Origin of the sequence: Hymenobacter sp. J193, assembly GCF_024700075.1 — a bacterium.
GTDB lineage: Bacteria > Bacteroidota > Bacteroidia > Cytophagales > Hymenobacteraceae > Hymenobacter.
The window spans coordinates 2,917,443-2,936,380 of the sequence record NZ_JAJONE010000001.1; the positions used below are offsets into that span (position 1 = coordinate 2,917,443).

Annotated in this window: 17 protein-coding genes; 16 read left to right on the top strand and 1 reads right to left on the bottom strand. The window is 59.2% G+C overall.

The window, feature by feature from the left end; genetic code table 11:
- Positions 1 to 118 precede the first annotated feature (118 nt).
- The 12 genes from LRS06_RS12815 to LRS06_RS12870 all read left to right on the top strand — a co-directional run bounded on the left by LRS06_RS12815 (position 119) and on the right by LRS06_RS12870 (position 14,815).
- The gene (locus LRS06_RS12815) at positions 119 to 634 is read left to right on the top strand and encodes a GNAT family N-acetyltransferase (protein WP_257871831.1); all 516 of its coding nucleotides are present in this window, start codon (positions 119 to 121) and stop codon (positions 632 to 634) included.
- Positions 635 to 799: 165 nt separating this feature from the next.
- Entirely contained in the window at positions 800 to 2,023 is a 1,224-nt protein-coding gene (locus LRS06_RS12820; protein ID WP_257871832.1) for a glycosyltransferase family 1 protein, read from the top strand.
- A gap of 54 nt (positions 2,024 to 2,077) precedes the next feature.
- Complete coding sequence (glf, locus tag LRS06_RS12825; protein ID WP_196953936.1) at positions 2,078 to 3,256, top strand: UDP-galactopyranose mutase; 1,179 nt, start codon at positions 2,078 to 2,080, stop codon at positions 3,254 to 3,256.
- Between the two features lie 224 nt (positions 3,257 to 3,480).
- On the top strand, positions 3,481 to 6,888 hold the full coding sequence (secA, locus tag LRS06_RS12830; protein WP_257871833.1) for a preprotein translocase subunit SecA: 3,408 nt from the start codon (positions 3,481 to 3,483) through the stop codon (positions 6,886 to 6,888).
- A gap of 83 nt (positions 6,889 to 6,971) precedes the next feature.
- Complete coding sequence (deoC, locus tag LRS06_RS12835; RefSeq protein ID WP_257871834.1) at positions 6,972 to 7,658, top strand: deoxyribose-phosphate aldolase; 687 nt, start codon at positions 6,972 to 6,974, stop codon at positions 7,656 to 7,658.
- Entirely contained in the window at positions 7,636 to 8,193 is a 558-nt protein-coding gene (locus LRS06_RS12840; protein ID WP_257871835.1) for a sporulation protein, read from the top strand. Before deoC ends, LRS06_RS12840 begins: the two co-directional genes overlap by 23 nt.
- 5 nt (positions 8,194 to 8,198) lie before the next feature.
- Positions 8,199 to 8,594: a hypothetical protein gene (locus LRS06_RS12845; RefSeq protein ID WP_257871836.1), complete on the top strand. Its 396-nt coding sequence runs from the start codon at positions 8,199 to 8,201 to the stop codon at positions 8,592 to 8,594.
- 44 nt (positions 8,595 to 8,638) lie between these two features.
- Positions 8,639 to 9,871 (top strand): M20 family metallopeptidase, encoded by a 1,233-nt coding sequence (locus tag LRS06_RS12850; protein ID WP_257871837.1) that lies wholly within the window; start codon positions 8,639 to 8,641, stop codon positions 9,869 to 9,871.
- The gene (locus LRS06_RS12855) at positions 9,864 to 10,646 is read left to right on the top strand and encodes a hypothetical protein (protein ID WP_257871838.1); all 783 of its coding nucleotides are present in this window, start codon (positions 9,864 to 9,866) and stop codon (positions 10,644 to 10,646) included. The genes LRS06_RS12850 and LRS06_RS12855 overlap by 8 nt, the downstream gene beginning before the upstream one ends.
- 244 nt (positions 10,647 to 10,890) lie before the next feature.
- Entirely contained in the window at positions 10,891 to 11,337 is a 447-nt protein-coding gene (locus LRS06_RS12860; RefSeq protein ID WP_257871839.1) for an Hsp20/alpha crystallin family protein, read from the top strand.
- A gap of 199 nt (positions 11,338 to 11,536) precedes the next feature.
- Positions 11,537 to 13,045, top strand: coding sequence for a Do family serine endopeptidase (locus LRS06_RS12865; RefSeq protein ID WP_257871840.1), 1,509 nt, complete (start codon positions 11,537 to 11,539; stop codon positions 13,043 to 13,045).
- A 171-nt stretch (positions 13,046 to 13,216) separates the two neighbouring features.
- Positions 13,217 to 14,815 (top strand): aldehyde dehydrogenase family protein, encoded by a 1,599-nt coding sequence (locus LRS06_RS12870; protein ID WP_257871841.1) that lies wholly within the window; start codon positions 13,217 to 13,219, stop codon positions 14,813 to 14,815.
- A gap of 54 nt (positions 14,816 to 14,869) precedes the next feature.
- Here the strand turns inward: LRS06_RS12870 and LRS06_RS12875 are convergent, their stop codons facing one another.
- A complete protein-coding gene (locus LRS06_RS12875) occupies positions 14,870 to 15,370 on the bottom strand; it encodes a hypothetical protein (RefSeq protein ID WP_257871842.1) in 501 nt (166 codons plus the stop codon).
- A 202-nt stretch (positions 15,371 to 15,572) separates the two neighbouring features.
- On the opposite strand from LRS06_RS12875, the gene LRS06_RS12880 reads away from it, so the two are divergent.
- The 4 genes from LRS06_RS12880 to LRS06_RS12895 all read left to right on the top strand — a co-directional run bounded on the left by LRS06_RS12880 (position 15,573) and on the right by LRS06_RS12895 (position 18,789).
- A complete protein-coding gene (locus LRS06_RS12880) occupies positions 15,573 to 16,136 on the top strand; it encodes an RNA polymerase sigma factor (protein ID WP_196953927.1) in 564 nt (187 codons plus the stop codon).
- Between the two features lie 86 nt (positions 16,137 to 16,222).
- Positions 16,223 to 16,975, top strand: a complete 753-nt coding sequence (locus tag LRS06_RS12885; protein WP_257871843.1) for a hypothetical protein — start codon at positions 16,223 to 16,225, stop codon at positions 16,973 to 16,975.
- A complete protein-coding gene (locus LRS06_RS12890; RefSeq protein ID WP_257871844.1) occupies positions 16,972 to 18,192 on the top strand; it encodes a hypothetical protein in 1,221 nt (406 codons plus the stop codon). Before LRS06_RS12885 ends, LRS06_RS12890 begins: the two co-directional genes overlap by 4 nt.
- 90 nt (positions 18,193 to 18,282) lie before the next feature.
- A complete protein-coding gene (locus tag LRS06_RS12895; RefSeq protein ID WP_257871845.1) occupies positions 18,283 to 18,789 on the top strand; it encodes a PPC domain-containing DNA-binding protein in 507 nt (168 codons plus the stop codon).
- Positions 18,790 to 18,938: the final 149 nt, after the last annotated feature.

Here is an 18,938-nt window from a genome sequence, read left to right on the forward strand (position 1 = left end):
AGGCCGCGTCTGCCCGCCGCCGGATAGAAGCCAGTCTCCTGACTGGCGGCCGCAAAGCGGCCAGCCGGTGACGCACCCCAGTGCTCCGCCCCGTCTGTCACCTGTTACCATCACACCTATGCTTGGCAACGACCTCGTTTTCCTGCGTGCCCTCGAACCGGAGGACTTAGACTTCCTGTACATGCTGGAAAACGACGCCGACGTATGGGGTGTTTCTGATACGCTGGCGCCCGTGTCGCGGCACCTGCTGCGGCAGTATCTGGAACACGCTGCCGCCGACTTACATCAGGTGCGCCAGCTTCGGCTGGTTATAGGCACTCAGGTCACAAGGCAGGCTGTAGGCACCGTCGATTTGTTTGACTTCAACCCACTGCATGGCCGGGCGGGCGTGGGAATTATGGTGCTGGCAGCGGAGCGTCGGCAGGGCTATGCCCAGGCTTCGCTGGAGTTGCTGCTTTCCTATGCCCGCCATACGCTGCGCCTGCACCAGGTGTATTGCTCAGTAGCTGCGTCCAATGAGGCCAGTCAGCACTTGTTTGAGAAAATTGGATTTTCTCGGGTAGGCATACGCCGCCAGTGGCTGCGTAATACGCAAGGTTGGGAAGACGTGGTAGAATACCAATATCTGCTTTGATTTAACGGATGAGCTTGTTTAGGCGGGATTAAGTCTCGGTTAAAAATTTCAGCTTCACGGCTGTATCCTTTTTTGGGTTTGGGCGTAAGGCAGAAGGCTGACCGGCGCGTGTGGTATCGTTAGAAAGACCCCGGCCAGCACTTCACTTTCTTATTCTCCGTCCGTATGCCGTCCACGACCTCGGCCGAGGCGCCCGCGCGCGCCTCTATCCCGACGCCAGCACATTCCCAAACCGCTCTGCATTCCGCTACCTCTACTCACACCTCATTACCGGATTTAGTTTGTTTTGCGCATCTGCACTGGGATTTCGTGTGGCAGCGCCCTCAACACTTATTGTCCCGCTTTGCGCAGCAGGGTCGGGTATTTTACGTGGAGGAGGCTTTCTTCCACAACGATGACCTGATTGAGCCGCACATCGAAGTGAAAGAGCGGCAGAACGGCGTAAAGGTGATAGTGGCCCATTTGCCGCAGCGCCTGCGAGGCCAGGAAGATGCCGCCGACGAGGCCCAGGCCGATCTGCTTACCCGCTTTTTCGCCGATAACAGCCTCACCGAATACATTTTCTGGTACTACACGCCCATGGCGCTAGCCAAGTCGCGCCACCTGCAGCCAGTGCTTACCGTGTACGACTGCATGGATGAGCTGGCAGCATTCAAGTTTGCGCCCCCGGCTTTGCGGGAGCGGGAACAGGAGCTCTTCCAGAAAGCTGATCTGGTATTCACCGGGGGCCACACGCTCTACGAAGCCAAAAGCCTGCAGCACGCCGACGCCCACGCGTTTCCGAGTTCCATCGATAAAGAACATTTTGGGCAGGCCCGCCAGGAAATGCCCGAGCCCGCCGACCAGGCCGGTATTGCGCATCCGCGTATTGGCTTTTTTGGGGTAGTAGACGAGCGGCTGGATATTGCCCTGCTGGGCGAGCTGGCCGCCGCCCACCCCGAGTGGCAGTTCGTCATTATCGGGCCGGTGGTGAAGATTGACCCCGCCCTGTTGCCCCACACCGCCAACATCCACTACCTCGGCGGCAAAAACTACCAAGAGTTACCGGCCTACCTGCGCGGCTGGGACGTAGCCACCCTGCTTTTTGCCGACAACGAAAGCACCAAGTTCATTTCGCCCACCAAAACGCCTGAGTACCTGGCAGCCGGCAAGCCCGTGGTGAGCACGCCTATCCGCGACGTGGTGCGGCCCTACGGCGACCTGAACCTGGTACACATAGCCGCTACCGCCGACGAGTTCGGCCAGGCCATTGAGAAAGCCCTCGAGCAGAACGCCGATACCGACTGGCGCCACCGCACCGACGAGTACCTCAAAACCATCAGCTGGGACCTTACCTGGCAGCAGATGGTAGACCTGATGGCCCAGCGCCTCGCCACCAAAAAAGCCTGACTTACGTACTAACCTCTGTTAACGCCCTCTTTTTCACCAACCAAGCCCAGCCATATGTTTGATTATCTCATCGTCGGAGCCGGGTTTGCCGGTAGCGTGCTGGCCGAGCGGCTGGCTACTCGCAGCAATAAGAAAGTCCTGATTATCGATAAGCGAAACCACATTGCGGGCAACGCTTACGACCACTACAATGAGGAGGGTATCCTGGTCCACAAATACGGGCCGCACATCTTCCATACCAACTCCCGGGACGTATTCGAGTACCTCTCCAACTTCACCGACTGGCGCCCCTACGAGCACCGCGTGCTGGCTTCGGTGGATGGTCAGCTGGTGCCCATGCCCATTAACCTCGATACCATCAACAAGCTCTACGGTTTGTCGCTGAACTCCTTTGAAGTAGAGCAGTTCTTTGAGTCTGTGGCCGAGCAGGTGCCGGTTATCAAGACGTCGGAAGATGTAGTGGTAAGCAAGGTAGGCCGCGAACTGTACGAGAAATTCTTCAAAAACTATACCCGCAAGCAGTGGGGTATGGACCCTTCGGAGCTGGATAAGTCGGTAACTTCGCGTGTGCCCACCCGCACCAACCGCGACGACCGGTACTTTACCGATACCTACCAGGCTATGCCGCTGCACGGCTATACCCGCATGTTTGAGCGGATGCTGGACCACCCCAATATCAGCATCATGCTAAACACCGACTACCATGATGTGGTGGACTTCATTCCGTTCAAGGAAATGATTTTCACGGGCCCGGTAGACGAGTACTTCGACTTCAAGTTCGGCAAGCTGCCCTACCGCTCCCTAGAGTTCAAGCACGAAACCCTGAACCAAGAAAACTATCTGGCCGCGCCGGTAGTGAACTACCCCAACGATAATTTGTACACCCGCATCACCGAGTTTAAGGCCCTTACCGGTCAGAAACACCCCAAAACGGCACTGGTGTACGAGTTTCCCAAAGCCGAAGGCGACCCGTACTATCCCGTGCCGCGCCTGGAAAATGCCGAGCTGTACAATAAGTACAAGAAGCTGGCCGATGAAACGCCCAATGTGCATTTCGTAGGCCGCCTGGCTACCTACAAGTACTACAACATGGACCAGGTAGTAGCGCAGGCCCTCACGCTGTATAAGAAGCTCACCGACAAGCCCATCGAAAAGGCCGCTACCACGCCTCCCATTACCGGCTCCGCCTCTATCATGGAGAAAATCCTGCCCCGCACCCCGGCCAAGGAATAGCAAAAGCGAAGTTGTGAAATGGTGAAGTTGTGAATTGACGTGCTGCTTGAACAGTCATGTGTCAGCAAAACGTCAATTCACAACTTCACATCTTGCCAATGTGTCTGTCAAAACGAAACCCCGCACACTCTTTGAGGTGTTGGGGTTTCGTCGTTTCGGGGGATTCCCGAAAAACGCCGTAAATTTGAGTTACGCTGCGGCGTTTTCAGTCAATATCTACCAGCATGTTTGATTTCATAGGGAAGGCAGTTGCCAAAGTGTTCGGCTCCAAGTCCGAGCGGGATTTGAAAGAGATTCTGCCGTATGTGGCACTCATCAACGCCGAATATGCCAAACTGACACCGCTTACCGACGACCAGCTCCGCCAGCACTCCGCCGAGGTACGCACCCGGATTGATGAGCGGCTGAAGGGCATCGACGACCAGCTTGGGGGCCTGCACCAGCGCATCACCGACGAGCCTAACCTGGACATCGTAGAGAAGGAAAAAATCTTCGACCAGATTGATGCGCTGGAAAAGCAGCGCAACAAAGACCTGGAAGTCGTGCTGCTGGAAGTACTGCCCGCGGCCTTTGCCACCGTGAAGGAAACGGCCCGCCGCTACAAGGAAAACGGCCAGCTGGTAGTTACCGCCACCGACTTCGACCGCGAAATTTCCCGCCGCAAAAGCAACGTCACCATTCAGGGCGACCAGGCTACGTGGAGCAACAAGTGGCTGGCCGGTGGGGCCGAAATCACCTGGGACATGGTGCACTACGATGTGCAGCTGATTGGTGGCGTGGTGCTGCACCAGGGCAAAATTGCCGAAATGGCTACCGGCGAAGGCAAAACGCTGGTGTCAACTCTGCCTGCCTTCCTCAATGCTTTAGCTCGCCGCGGCGTGCATTTGGTGACGGTGAACGACTACCTGGCCAAGCGTGACTCCGAGTGGAATGCGCCCTTGTTTGAATTCCACGGCATTACGGTTGACTGCATCGACAAGCACCAGCCCAACACCGACGCCCGCCGCAAAGCTTACCTGGCCGACATTACCTACGGGACCAACAACGAATTTGGCTTCGACTACCTGCGCGACAACATGGCCCGCGAAACCGGCGAGCTGGTGCAGCGCAAGCACCATTACGCCATGGTAGACGAAGTGGACTCCGTACTGATTGACGATGCCCGCACCCCGCTTATCATTTCGGGCCCGGTGCCGCGCGGCGACGTACACGAGTTTCACATTCTGAAGCCCCGCATTGAGCGGCTGGTGAACGAGCAGAAAAAGCAGGTGCAGGATTACCTGGTGCAGGCGCGCAAGCTCATCAAAGAAGGCAACGATGGTCCCAAAGAAGGAGAGGGCGGCCTGATGCTGTTTCGCGCCTACCGCGGGCTGCCCAAGAGCAAGCCGCTCATCAAGTTCCTCTCGGAAACCGGCATGCGCGCCGTGCTGCAGAAAGTAGAAAACTACTACATGCAGGACAACTCCCGCCAGATGCCGGCGGCCGATAAGCCCCTGTTCTTCACTATTGACGAGAAGAACAACCAGATTGAGCTGACCGAAAAAGGCATCGACCTGATTACGGCCCAGGGCGAAGACCCGCACCTGTTCATCATGCCCGACATTGGGATGGAAATTGCGGCCATCGAGAAAAGCGCCGTTATTTCCGAAGAAGACAAGCTGCAGCAGAAAGAGCAGCTCATCAACGACTACCAGGAAAAGTCGGAGCGGGTGCACACCGTGAACCAGCTGCTGAAAGCGTACACCCTGTTTGAGCGCGACGACCAGTACATCCTGAGTGACGACGGCAAGGTGAAAATTGTGGATGAGCAGACCGGCCGCGTAATGGAAGGCCGCCGCTACTCCGACGGCCTGCACCAGGCCATTGAAGCCAAGGAAAACGTGCGCGTGGAAGACGCCACCCAGACCTACGCCACCGTGACGCTGCAGAACTACTTTCGCATGTACCACAAGCTGGGCGGCATGACGGGTACGGCCGAAACCGAGGCCGGTGAGTTCTGGGAAATCTACAAGCTCGACGTAGTTGTGATTCCGACCAACCGCGGCATTTCGCGCAAGGACGAGCACGACAAGGTCTACAAGACGGTGCGCGAGAAGTACAACGCCGTGGCCGAAGAAATCCAGACGCTGGTGAAAGCCGGCCGTCCGGTGCTGGTAGGTACTACATCGGTGGAAATTTCGGAGCTGGTGAGTCGCATGCTCAAGCTGCGCAACATCCCGCACCAGGTGCTCAATGCCAAGCAAAACCAGCGCGAAGCCGAGATTGTGGCCGGCGCTGGCCACCCAGGCACCGTGACCATTGCCACCAACATGGCCGGCCGCGGTACCGACATCAAGCTGCGCGGCACCGCCAAAGAATCAGGCGGACTGGCCATCATCGGTACGGAGCGCCACGAAAGCCGCCGTGTAGACCGGCAGCTGCGGGGCCGCGCCGGCCGCCAGGGCGACCCGGGCTCCTCGCAGTTCTTCGTGAGCCTGGAAGACAACCTGATGCGTCTGTTCGGCTCGGAGCGCATTGCCAAGCTCATGGACCGTATGGGTCTGGAAGAAGGCGAAGTAATTCAGCACTCCATGATTACAAGCTCCATTGAGCGCGCCCAGAAGAAAGTCGAGGAAAACAACTTCGGCATCCGCAAGCGCCTGCTGGAGTACGACGACGTGATGAATGCCCAGCGCGAAGTGGTGTACAAGCGCCGCCGCAACGCCTTGTTTGGCGAGCGGCTGGAGCTGGACGTGTGGAATATGATCTATGACGTCTGCGAAGACATTGTGACGGCCCACAAAACCACCAACGACTTTGAAGGCTTCAAGCTGGCCATTATCCGCCTGTTCAGCTACGATACGCACCTCACGGCGCAGGAGCTCAACAGCATGCCCGCGCCGCAACTTACCCAGAAGCTCTACGATGAGTCCTTGGGCTACTACGAAGACAAGAGCCAGGTGATTGGCGAGCATTCGATGCCGCTCATCAACGACCTGATCGGCCAGAACGCGCCCTTCGAAAACATTGCCGTGCCCTTCACCGATGGCCGCAAGCAGGTGCAGTCGGTAGTGAACCTGCGCCGTGCCCAGGCTACCAACGGCCAGGAACTGATCAGGGGGATGGAAAAAGTAGTGACGCTGGCCGTTATCGACGAAGCCTGGACCAAGCACCTGCGCGCCATGGACGACCTGAAGCAGGTGGTGCAGAATGCCGTGTATGAGCAGAAAGACCCGCTGCTGGTGTACAAGTTCGAGTCGTTTGAGCTGTTCAAGCGCATGATTGCGAAGGTGAACGAGGAAACCGTGCACTTCCTGTTCCGCGCCGACATCCCCATGCAGGCCGGCGAAGCGGGCATTGAGGAGCCCGAGTTTTACGTGGAAGACGAAATTCCGCAGGCTGCGCCCCAGCCCAAGCTGCGCGCCGAGAAAGAGGTGTCGTCGACTTCGCTGGGCGCTGGCCCCGAAGACCTGGAGCAGGCCGGGCAACAGCCCCAGGTGCTGGAAAAGCAGACGCCCGCCCGCTCCCAGAAAGTGGCTAACCGCAACGAGCGGGTGAGCGTGCAGTACATGGACGGCCGCATCGTGCGCGACGTGAAATACAAAAGCGTGGAAGAGGATATCGTGAGTAACCGCGCCGTTATCATCGACTAATTTTTCTGCAATTGCATAGTACAGCCAGTGGCAGGTGAGTTTCGCCTGCCACTGCTGTTTTCTTCTCTTTCTCCGCGCTGCCTATGTCTGCTTCACCTCCCGACCTCGCCGCCCGCATTGACCACACCCTGTTGCGCCCCGACGCTACTCAGGAGCAGATTGCCCAGCTCTGCGCCGAGGCGGCCCAGTACCGCTTTGCCTCTGTGTGCGTGCCGCCTTGCTACGTACGTTTTGCGGCTGAAGAGTTGCATGGCTCCGGTGTGCCGGTGTGCACGGTGGTAGGCTTTCCGCTGGGCTATCAGCTCACCAAGGTGAAGTTCTTCGAAGCGCACCAAGCGCTGAATGATGGCGCCAAAGAAGTGGATATGGTTATCAACGTGGCCGCCTTTAAATCGGGGCGGCTGGCGGAAGTGGAAGACGAAATAGGGGAGTTGGCTGAGTTGTGCCACTTCAAGCAGGCCATTCTGAAAGTCATCATCGAAACCGCACTGCTCACGGAGGAGGAAATCATCCGGGCCTGTGAGCTGTGCACAGAAGCCGGCGCCGACTTCGTGAAAACGTCTACCGGCTTTGCCAACCGGGGCGCTTCGGTGACTGATATTGAGCTGATGCGCCGCCACCTGCCGGCCCATATCCGTATCAAGGCTTCGGGCGGTATCCGCACCCGCGAGGCCGCCCTGGCGCTGGTAGCGGCCGGCGCCGACCGGCTGGGTTCTTCCAATAGTATAGCTTTGCTGCCGACTGCCGATGAAACTTCTGCTACTTCGTAACGTGCTTTTGCTTTCCGCTTTGATTTCGCTGGGTGCCTGCGCGGCCTCGGCCCCGGCCGTGTCTACCGCCAAAACCTCTGCCCCGGATACTGCCCGTCAGCCCGCAATTCCGACGTTATCGGCGGAGGAGCTGAGCCGTTACCGGCCGGTGTTCAACGCTCCTAAAACACCTGCCGCACCACCGACCAAGGCGCCGGTAGCCATTACGCCCACCAATCAGGTGAATGCCCAGGTGGAGCAGCGCCTGCGCGACCAGGCTTTCACCAATCAAAATGTGAAATATGCCCAGGGCTTCCGCATCCTGGCCTATGTGGGCATGGAGCGCGAGCAGGCCATGAGCATCCGCCGCGAAGTCATCAGCCGCTACCCCGAGGAAACCGACTACATTGCCTTCAAGCAGCCGCTCTACCGCCTCTGGATTGGGGACTACCTCACGCGCCTGGAGGCTGAAGCTGCTCTGCTACGCATCCGGCCGCTGGCACCCAAGGCCGAGCTGCAGCCCGCGCAGGTGGTACTCAACAAAACCTCATTTTAGCGCTTATGTTGTCGTTGCGCCAGTTGCAGTGGGATGAGCTGGACCTGTTGCAGGGGCTGGAAGCAACGCCTACGCCCGGCGAAAACGGCAGCTACCGCTACCGCGTGCAGCAGCAGGATCTGCAGCTGCGCGTGTCATTGTGGCCCGAGCACGGCATGGTGGACGTAACGCTGTTTTCCACTACTTCCCGGGCTATTCTCTTGGATCTGACGGTGGCCGTGCGCGGGCGCATCCGCTACAACAACGACAAGCGCGGCGAGTATCTGGAGTTTGCGGACTGTTTGCTGGTGAGCCGTCTGCTGGCTTCGGATGAGCAGCTGGAAGCCGCCTTCAGCCCCAATACGCCCGGCCGCCCGATGGTGCTTACGGTGAAGCCAACGCTGAGCGTATTGTTTGAATAAAGAGGGGTGCGGTTTTCTGCGGCTGGTCGTTACCTTGCATAGTTATGCAGCATCTTCTTTCCCGCCTAAAAACGCTGGCCGCCGAAGCCGCCGCCGAAACGGTAGCTTTGCGGCAGCACCTGCACACGCACCCCGAGCTGTCGTTCCAGGAGTTTAATACCGCTGCTTTCGTTACGGAGCAGCTGCGCCAGCTGGGGCTCAGTCCACAGCCTATGGCCAAAACCGGCGTGGTAGCCCTTATCGAAGGTCGCAACCCCGCCAGCCGGGTGGTGGCCCTACGCGCCGACATGGATGCGCTGCCTATTCAGGAGCAGAATGACGTGCCCTACAAATCTACCAACCCCGGGGTGATGCACGCCTGCGGCCACGATGTGCATACGTCGTCGCTGCTGGGCGTGGCGCGGCTGCTTACCCAGCTGCGCGACGAGTTTGAAGGCACCGTAAAGCTTATTTTTCAGCCCGGCGAGGAAGTTTTGCCCGGTGGGGCTTCGCTGATGATTGCGGAAGGCGTGCTGGAAAACCCCGCGCCGGCCAGCGTGCTGGGCCAGCACGTATTTCCGATGCTGCCCGCCGGCCAGATTGGTATCCGCCCCGGCCGCTACATGGCCAGCACCGACGAGCTGTACCTGACCGTGCGCGGCAAGGGTGGCCATGGGGCCATGCCCGAGCTCAACCTCGACCCCGTGCTGGTGGCGGCCCACATTATTGTGGCGGCGCAACAAATAGTGAGTCGGCGCGCCAACCCTAAGCTGCCTTCGGTGTTATCGTTCGGTAAAGTCATTGCCAACGGCGCCACCAACGTCATTCCCAACGAAGTGTATATCGAAGGCACCTTCCGTACGCTGAACGAGGAGTGGCGCAACCAGGCCCACGAGCACCTGCGTCGCCTCTGCGAAGGCCTGGCCGACTCGATGGGCGCTACGTGCGAGCTGGAAATCCGGCGGGGGTATCCGTACCTGGAAAACGAGCCGCAGCTCACTGCCCGTGTTCGGGCCGCCGCCGAAGAATATTTAGGCCCGGAAAACGTTGTTGAGCTGGACCAGTGGATGGCTGCGGAGGATTTTGCCTACTTCTCGCAGGCTACCATTGCCTGTTTTTACCGCCTGGGCACCCGCGCCCCCGACGGCCGCCACGCCTCTTCCGTGCATACGCCCACCTTCGACGTGGACGCTCATGCGCTGGAAGTAGGCCCCGGCCTGATGGCTTGGCTGGCCCTTACAGAGCTGGCGGCTATGGTGCCGACAGCCGCTTCCCAATCCGAAACCACCTATGCATAAACGTATTCTACTAGGAGCTGCGGGGCTGCTAGCGGCCAGCCAGGCGCAGGCCCAGAAGCACATCCGCTACGAGTTGGAGCTGTGGCCCGAAGCTCAGGTAGAATATGCCCTGCAAAGCGGAAACTATGCGTTTGTGGGGTTGCGCGGGCAGCGCACCACCAACGCGGCTATTCCCAACCCGGATGGCTTTTACGGCAAGCAGCTGCAGGTAGGGTACGAGCATTTCTGGAGTGCGCAGTGGAGCATCGGCGGCACGGCCCGCTACCAGCGGGAAGAGGGCACAGGCGCCCTGACCCCGGAAATTCTGCTCCGGCACCGGGGCAAGCTGGGCAGCTTCACGCTGGGCCAGCGCCTGAGCGCCGAGTACCGCATCACCGACGTAGGCCAGAGCCGGGCCAGCACGCGCCTGCGCGTAGACTTGGAGCGGGCCTTCCAGATTGGCCGCACTATCCGCATCCGGCCGCGCCTGGCCTACGAAGCCGCAGCTTACTTGCGTCTGCAGCGCGCTGAGGACGAACCCAAAGAACGTTTCATTGATTTTGGCCTTGCCCGCGCCGAAGTGGGGCTGCGCTTTACCGACTGGCTCGATCTGACGCCCTGGGCCGGTTACTCCACTTCCTACCAACTGGTGCTGGGCCAAACCGATGAGGAAGGCAACCCCATCCCCGGTGGTCCGCGCAATTTCCGCCGACCAGTAGTCGGGGCTGACTTGCGCTTTACCTTATTTCAGGGAGGGCGCGTCTTTGAGCGGCGTCAACTGCCTACGCAGCATTAGCAACCCGTACCGATACAATTTATACTATTTTAATGACATTTTGGCGCTGGTATAATTGTCGCTTTTGACGCTGGCAAGCCGGTTTAATAGTTGTTTCATTTAGAATCTAATTATTTGGTTGAGCTTAATAGGACATTTTGTCTGGTTTGGTTGGCCAGTTTAGGGAGTGGTACAGAATTTATAGAAGTAGGGCAGAGAGCAGCGAATTGCTCCTGTGTTCAACTAACCTTTCTCGTACCACACCATGGCCACGATTCTGTATAACAACCTGCCTGCTCTTCGTCCTTCCCGCGCGTTCAACTCCATGCTGAATGAAGTCCTGCGCGACAGTGTACAGCCAACCGCTAAACCATCTGCTTCCTTTGTTCCCCAAGCCGATGTGCTGGAAACTCCCCAGGGTTTTGAGCTCCATCTGGCGCTGCCCGGCGTAGCCAAAGAAGACCTCAAAGTAGACTTTCAGGAAGGCCGTCTCGAAATCAGCGGGGAGCGGAAAGCCCCTGCCACGGAAGGCGAAGATGCCCCGCAGCTGCGCCGCATCGAAACCCGCTACGGCAGCTTCTCGCGCTCCTTCCGCCTGCCCGATACCGTAAACGTTACGGCCATTGATGCCCAGCTCACCGACGGTATCCTGCGGGTGGTGCTGCCCTTCGATAGTGCCAAAACTACCAGGCAGCATATCAAGGTTCGCTAGTTATTTTGACTTCAATGCAAAAAAGGCACTACTCGTTGGTGCCTTTTTTGCAATACGCGGGTTATAGACAAGCAACCCTATACCAGGTTGTCGGCCTCTTACGTTACGAACCCGCTGCTGCCGTTCACGCGGTATTCATGCGGGAATTTGTATCTTAGAACTCTCTTCTTTTCCTCAAAACAAACTCAGTTCTCAATCCATGCAAGCCAAACAAATGATGCTCGGCCTCATGGCTTCCGCCGTGCTGGGCGGGTCGGTAGCCGTGGGCGGATACAAGCTGCTGGAGCCCGAGCACACCAACTCGCCTCAGGCCCTCGCCGCTGACCCCAATGTGCGCTATACCAGTGAGCTGCGCTCCTCCGATTACGTGGTGCCCGAAGGCCTCAACTTTGTGGCCGCTGCCGGCAGCGTGACGCCGGCCGTGGTTCACGTGATGACGGAATACGCCCCCAAAATGACCCAGAACGACCAGATCCGGATGGACCCGTTTCTGCGCCAGTTCTTCGGCGATGACCTAGACCAGTACCAGGGGCGCGGCCGCTCCCAGGGCCCACAAATGGGCTCCGGCTCGGGCGTTATCATTGCCGCCAACGGTTATATCGTTACGAACAACCACGTGATTGATAAAGCCGACAAGATTGAAGTCGTGCTGGACGACAAGCGCAAGTACCAGGCTGAGCTGGTAGGCGCCGACCCCACCACCGACCTGGCTTTGCTGAAAGTAAAGGCCGACAACCTGCCCTTCGTGCGCTACGGCAACTCCGATGACGTGAAGGTAGGAGAGTGGGTGCTGGCCGTGGGCAACCCCTTCAACCTGAACTCCACCGTAACGGCTGGTATCATTTCCGCCAAAGGCCGCAACATCAACATTCTGCAGCGCGAAGACCGCATGGGCGTGGAGTCGTTTCTGCAGACGGATGCCGTGGTGAACCCCGGCAACTCGGGCGGCGCCCTGGTGAACCTGAAAGGTGACCTGATTGGTATTAACTCAGCCATTGCCTCGCGCTCCGGCTCATTTGAGGGCTACTCGTTTGCCGTGCCCAGCGCCATCGTGAGCAAGGTGGTAGATGACCTGCTGAAGTACAAAGTGGTGCAACGGGCACTGCTGGGCGTGAACATCCGCGAAGTGGATGCTACCCTGGCTTCCGAGAAAAAGCTCAACACCCTGAACGGCGTGTACGTGATGGGCCTGAGCAAGAACAGCGCCGCCGCCGATGCCGGCCTGAAAGAAGGCGACATCATCACCGAAATCAACGGGGCAAAGGTGAATACGTCTTCGCAGCTGCAGGAGCAGGTGGCCCGCTTCCGCCCCGGCGACAAAATCAAGGTAACCTACCTACGCGACGATAAGGAGCGTACGGCCTCGGCTACGCTGCGCAATGCTACCGGTACTACCGATGTGGTGCGCGAAGAATCGATGGCCTCGGTGGAATACGAAGGAGCCAAGTTTGCGCCGCTCACCCGCCAGGAAATGAACCGGCTGGACATTGAAGGCGGGGCTAAAATCTCGGGCGTACGCGGCAGCAACTTCAAGGAAACCGGTATTGGCGACGGGTTCATCATCACCCGCATCGACAAAAACAAAGTAACCAAGCCGCAGGACGTGAAACGCTTCTTGGAAGAAGCGAAGAACAACCAGGGCGCGCTCGTGGAGGGTATTTACCCCGACGGTCGTAAAGCGTTCTACCCGATTGGGCAGGCCCAATAAGCTGGCTGCACCGGGTTTATTTGAAAAGCCTCCGCCACCCTGGCGGAGGCTTTTTTGTTAGCTTTGTATCTGTCATAGGACTTGGTTTTCGCGCTTGTAAGAAGCGTTTTATAATATTAATCAAGGCCCCAAGCCTCAAGCCCTCAAGTTTCCATAACCCACCCACACCCCATGAAACAAGCCCTCGAAGAAGCTACCGCCACCGGCACCGACGTGCAGGACCACGACCATCACGGTATCCGTCAGGTGCTGCGCGAGCTGGGCATCCAGGAAATAAATGCCGCTTACAGCACTGGTTTACAGTGGGGCGGCGCCAACAACGAGCAGCTCCTAAGCATCACCTCACCTACCGATAGCAAGCTGATTGCAAAAGTGCGCCTGGCCACGGCTGCGGACTACGAGCAGGTAGTGCGCACCGCTGAGGAAGCCTTCACAACCTGGCGGCTGGTGCCGGCTCCCAAGCGCGGTGAGATTGTGCGGCAGATTGGCAACAAGCTACGCGACTACAAAGACCCGCTGGGCAAGCTGGTGAGCTACGAAATGGGCAAAATCCTGCAGGAAGGCCTCGGCGAAGTTCAGGAAATGATTGACATCTGTGACTTTGCTGTGGGCCTTTCGCGCCAGCTGCACGGCTTTACGATGCACTCGGAGCGGCCCGCGCACCGCATGTACGAGCAGTACCACCCGCTGGGCTTAGTAGGCATCATTTCGGCCTTCAACTTTCCGGTAGCCGTATGGAGCTGGAACGCCATGCTGGCGGCTGTGTGCGGCAATGTGAGTATCTGGAAGCCTTCGGAGAAAACCCCGCTGGTAGCCGTGGCCGTGCAGCACATCATCAAAGATGTGCTGCGGGAAAACGAGCTGCCCGAAGGCATTTTCAGTGTGCTTATCGGGGATGCCGAAATCGGAGGCCGGATGGCGGCCGACGAGCGGATGCCACTGATTTCGGCCACGGGCTCCACGCGCATGGGCAAGAAGGTAGGCGCCGTAGTAGGCGCCCGCCTCGGCAAGTCCCTGCTGGAGTTGGGTGGCAACAATGCCATCATCCTCACGCCCCACGCCGACGTGGATATGGCTATTCGGGCCGTGCTGTTCGGGGCCGTAGGCACGGCCGGGCAGCGCTGCACCACTACGCGCCGCCTCATCATCCACGAAGATGTGTACGAAGACGTGAAGCAGCGCCTGCTGAGTGCCTACCCCAAGCTGCCCATCGGCCACCCGCTGCAGGACGGCAACCTGGTAGGGCCGCTCATCGACAAAGATGCCGTGCGCATGTTCTCCGAAGCCTTGGAGCGCGTGCAGGCCGAAGGCGGTACGCTATTGACGGGCGGCGAGGTGCTGAATGGCGCGGGCTACGAAACCGGCACCTACGTGCAGCCCGCGCTGGTTGAGGCCAAAAACGAATACCACACGGTGCAGGAAGAAACCTTTGCGCCTATTCTGTACCTGATCAAGTACAGCGGCGAGGTAGAAAACGCCATTGCCCTGCAGAACGGGGTGCGCCAGGGGTTATCGTCGAGCATCTTCTCCCTGAATATGCGCGAAACTGAAGCCTTCCTGGCCCACACCGGCTCCGACTGCGGCATTGCCAACGTGAACATTGGCACTTCCGGCGCGGAAATCGGCGGGGCTTTCGGCGGGGAGAAGGAAACCGGCGGCGGCCGCGAATCCGGCTCTGACGCCTGGCGCGTGTACATGCGCCGCCAGACCAACACCATCAACTACGGCACCGCGCTGCCGCTGGCGCAGGGCATCAAGTTCGATATCTAAGCACGCCCACGCTACTTGGCAAAACGGCCCATCCGGTATTCGGGTGGGCCGTTTTTAGTTGGCCATTTGAATGTCGCCGTGACCTTTGTAGTGTAGGATGCTGCCGTTGTAGTACACGTAATACAAGCGGTAAGTGGCGCCTTTTTTGAGTTTCAGGGCACTCGTATTCAGTGCTAAGTCGTGAGAGGCTACCTCTGCGTCACGCTCTAGCACAACCTTGTACTTTTTGTCAACAAGCTTAATTTTTTTCGAAAAAGAGCTGGTTACGTCTTGTGAGAAGACAGCCATATTCTCTACAGGATTTGGATATAGCGTCACCCGGCGGACTCCGCCAGCTTGGTAGCCATTCAGCTCCAGCCCCAAGTCATCGAAAAGGGCAAGTTCTTTTTTATTCCATTTTTCGTCGGAGGTCCAATCCGTTTTATCCTCAGACCCAACGGGGTAGTTGCTGTTGTCGCGGCCCGTATACCCTTCGTTCGGGCCGAAGTCGATTTTGTTGTTGCAGCCCAGTAGTATGACAAGGCCTGCTGCGGGTAAGCAATGAATAGCGCGCATAAGTAGAAAAAGCTTTGGCAGAAGCTGCTAAGATAAGCGCCTCTGAACCAACCGTCCGCAAAACCAGGTTAGCGCGGTGGTGCAACCCTGGGCTTAACCGCTTGTCTTTCCTTTGCTTGCCTCCCGGCGCTGGGAGCTTCGCCTGAAAAGTCGGATATTTACCTTTTCTCCGTTTTCCCCCTTCCCGCCAACCCGATACCGCATGGAAGCAGTAGCCTACACCGACATCAATGCACCGCTCGTGGAGCGGTGCCGGCTGGGCGACCGGCGCGCACAGGCTGAAATCTACAAGCGCTACTCCCGCGCCATGTTCAATGCCTCCCTGCGCATCACCGGCGACTATGCGGAGGCTGAGGACGTGCTGCAGGAGGCGTTTCTGAGCGCCTTCCGGGAGCTGCACACGTACAAGGGCGACTCGTCTTTCGGCTCCTGGCTGAAGCGTATCGTCATCAATAAAAGCATTAACTGCCTGCGCAACCGCCGCCTGCAGCTGGTGCCTTTGGCCGACCAGCACGATGGCATCGGAGCCGATGATGCGCACCCAAGCCTGGATGCCGATACCACGGGCTGGCGGGCCGATGTAGTGCGGCGCTGCGTGCAGGAGCTGCCCGACGGCTACCGCGTGGTGCTCACGCTGTACCTGTTGGAAGGCTACGACCACGCCGAAATTGCGGGGATTCTGAATATCACGGAGTCTACCTCGAAGTCGCAGTACAGCCGGGCCCGCAAGAAACTGCTGGAACTGGCCCGCCAGCACGGAATGTAAAAACCGGGCGTTAGCCGGCAGGGCCACCCAAGCCTTAGCCATGCCGTATAACGGCCCCACGTTGGATTGTGCGAACTACCACCTGTATGCAAAAGAAACCTACCGGGCTTGAAGAATTCTTCGACCGCCACCGCGGCGAGTTCGATGCCTTTGAGCCTAGCCCCGACCTTTGGGAGACCCTGGAAGCCAAGCTGAACACTCCGGCCAACAAGGCCGCGGGTGAGCCGGTACTGCGCCTGGTTTCCGTAGCTGAGCCCGTGCCGGAAGCTGCCGCGCTACCCCGCCGGCGCGTGTCGATGGTGCGCTACGGCGTGGCCGCCGCTGTAACGCTGCTATGCATCCTGGGCATTAGCTTCCTGCTGCCCAACACCGCGCCGCCCACGGCTGCCTGGAAAAAAACTCCGCTGGCCCCCTGGGCCATTCAGCCCGAAGCTACCTCTGCCGACGAGGCCCTGAACTTCTACACCGGTGGCAACCCCACGGCCATTGCCACGGCAGCCGTCGACTCGCCCCGCCTGGAAATTGCCCGCGCCGTGCACCGCATGGAGTCCTACTACGCGGCGCAGATTCTGGAGCGCCAGGCCGAGCTGCGCCAGCTGGAGGAAGAAGCCCGCATCACCAACAGCCCCGCCGACTGGAGCCGCGAGTTGGCCAGCCTCGATTCCACCTACCACGAGTTGAAAGGAGAGCTGGCCCGCAACCCCGACCCCAACATGGTGCTGGACGCCATGAACCGTAACCTGCAGATTCGGCTGGACATTCTCAACCAGCAGCTGCGCATGCGGGAGCGAATCAACGACTCCCAGCAAACGCCGACGCTTTACGCCGATAACCGATGAGCTTTGTATCTTTCTGGACTAGCCGCCGGGCCCTGGCCCTGGTTGGGCTGCTGACTTTGGCCGCTCCGGGCCGGGGCCAGATTGCCAGCCATCCGGTGCCCGATGCTCCCGTAGCTGACTATTACCGCCAGCCTGCTACTGAACAGGGTCCAACCCAAACCACTACCCAAGACCCCCAGGGGCCCCAGGCCGAGCCGGCCACGCCTACTATCGAGAAAAGCCGCAAGCTCAGCCGCACGTTCCGGGCGCCGCTTACCAAGCCGTTTCTGCTGAACACGCGCTACGGCCGGGTGCAGATCAACGTGTGGACGCGCAAGGAAGTGCGCACCGACGTAGACATCATCACGCGGGCCGACAGCGAAGAAAAAGCCCAGGAGTTGCAGGAAATGATTCAGGTAGCGCTGCTGGAAAACGACCCAACCACGAACGGCGGCATCACGGTGCGGTCGAAGTTCGGCGCTATGCCCGGCGGCTGCTGGAGCCGACAACGGCTGTTTGAAGTCAACTATACCGTGTGGCTGCCTAAAAACCAGGCGCTGGCCGTGGCCAATACCTTTGGCGACGTGAGCATCACCGGTGACCTGACCGCGCCCGTGGACCTGAGCATGGAATACGGCACTCTGCGCACCGGCCGCCTCGAAGGCAGCGCCAACGTGGTGCACGTCAAGAACGGCTCCGCGTCCCTGGAGTACGTAAACCGCGCCACACTCGATGCCAACTACGCCAAGCTGCGCCTCGATGCCGGCGAGGTGGTGGAGCTGCGCAACAACTACTCGGATATCGACATCGGGACGGTGCAGAACCTGATCGTGCACAGCAAGTACGGCGACGTAGCCCTGGGCACCGTGCGCAGCCTCAGCGGTACCTCGGGGTTCGGGCGCTTCAGCGTGGATAAGGTGAGTGAGCGGCTGGACATGAAAGTGCAGCACTGCCCAGCTTTTGAAGTGCGCAACACCAGCCCCAACTTCCGCCAGATCAACCTGGACGGAGGCTACAGTACCATTCTGCTGAACTTCCCCGACGGCACAGGCTTCAACTTCGACGTGAACACCCAGTTTGGCAAGCTGCTCCTCGACAAGCGCCTCGTCACGGTTCGTTCCGAGGAGTCGAGCCCGGCCTCCAGCGACCTGCAGGGCCAGTACGGCCGCACGACGCCTAAGGCCGGGGCCAATGTGAACATCAAGGCCCGCTACACCAACGTGAGCTTCAACCGCTAGCCTTTCTGCCCTTCAATACCTCAGAGCCGGCCCCTGTAGCCGGCTTTGTTGTTTTCGGTGGGCTGCGCGGTGATGGGTATATTTGAGCCTATGTCCTGTTTTTCTGCTCAACCCTGGGGTTGGCTGCTGGTTGCGCTGCTGAGCGGCCCGGCGGCCTACGCGCAATCCTCCTCGCCCGCCGCTATGCCAACGCCTGCCAGTCTCGCTCCCGCCTCCACGCTGCGCACCTATGCCCTGCGCCTGCGCCCCGGCGACGACCTGCGCCGGGAGCTGCAGCGCTTTGTGGAGCAGCATCAGCTGCGGGCCGCGGCCGTGCTTACCTGTGTGGGCAGCCTCACCGAGGTTTCGCTGCGGCTGGCCAACCAGAGCGGGCCCAGCACCTACCACGGGCACTTCGAAATAGTATCGTTGGTAGGTACGCTCGCGCTGAGCGGCTCCCACCTGCACCTGGCCGTGGCCGACTCCACGGGCCGGATGCTGGGGGGCATCTACTGGAAGGAAACCGCGTGTATACCACCGCCGAGCTGGTCATTGGGGAGCTGCCGGAACTGGAGTTCCGCCGCGAAACTGACCCGGTTTCCACCTATCAGGAACTGACGATTTACCCGGCTACGCCTGCTCCGTCGCGCAAAGGCAAAAAATAACGGGCAGCCAGCACAATGGGAGGTTGGCCTTTGCCGCTGATGGTGGTACTATTGTAAGAACACCCCGCTCTGTTCGGGTAATGGACGGGTATTATTGAATTT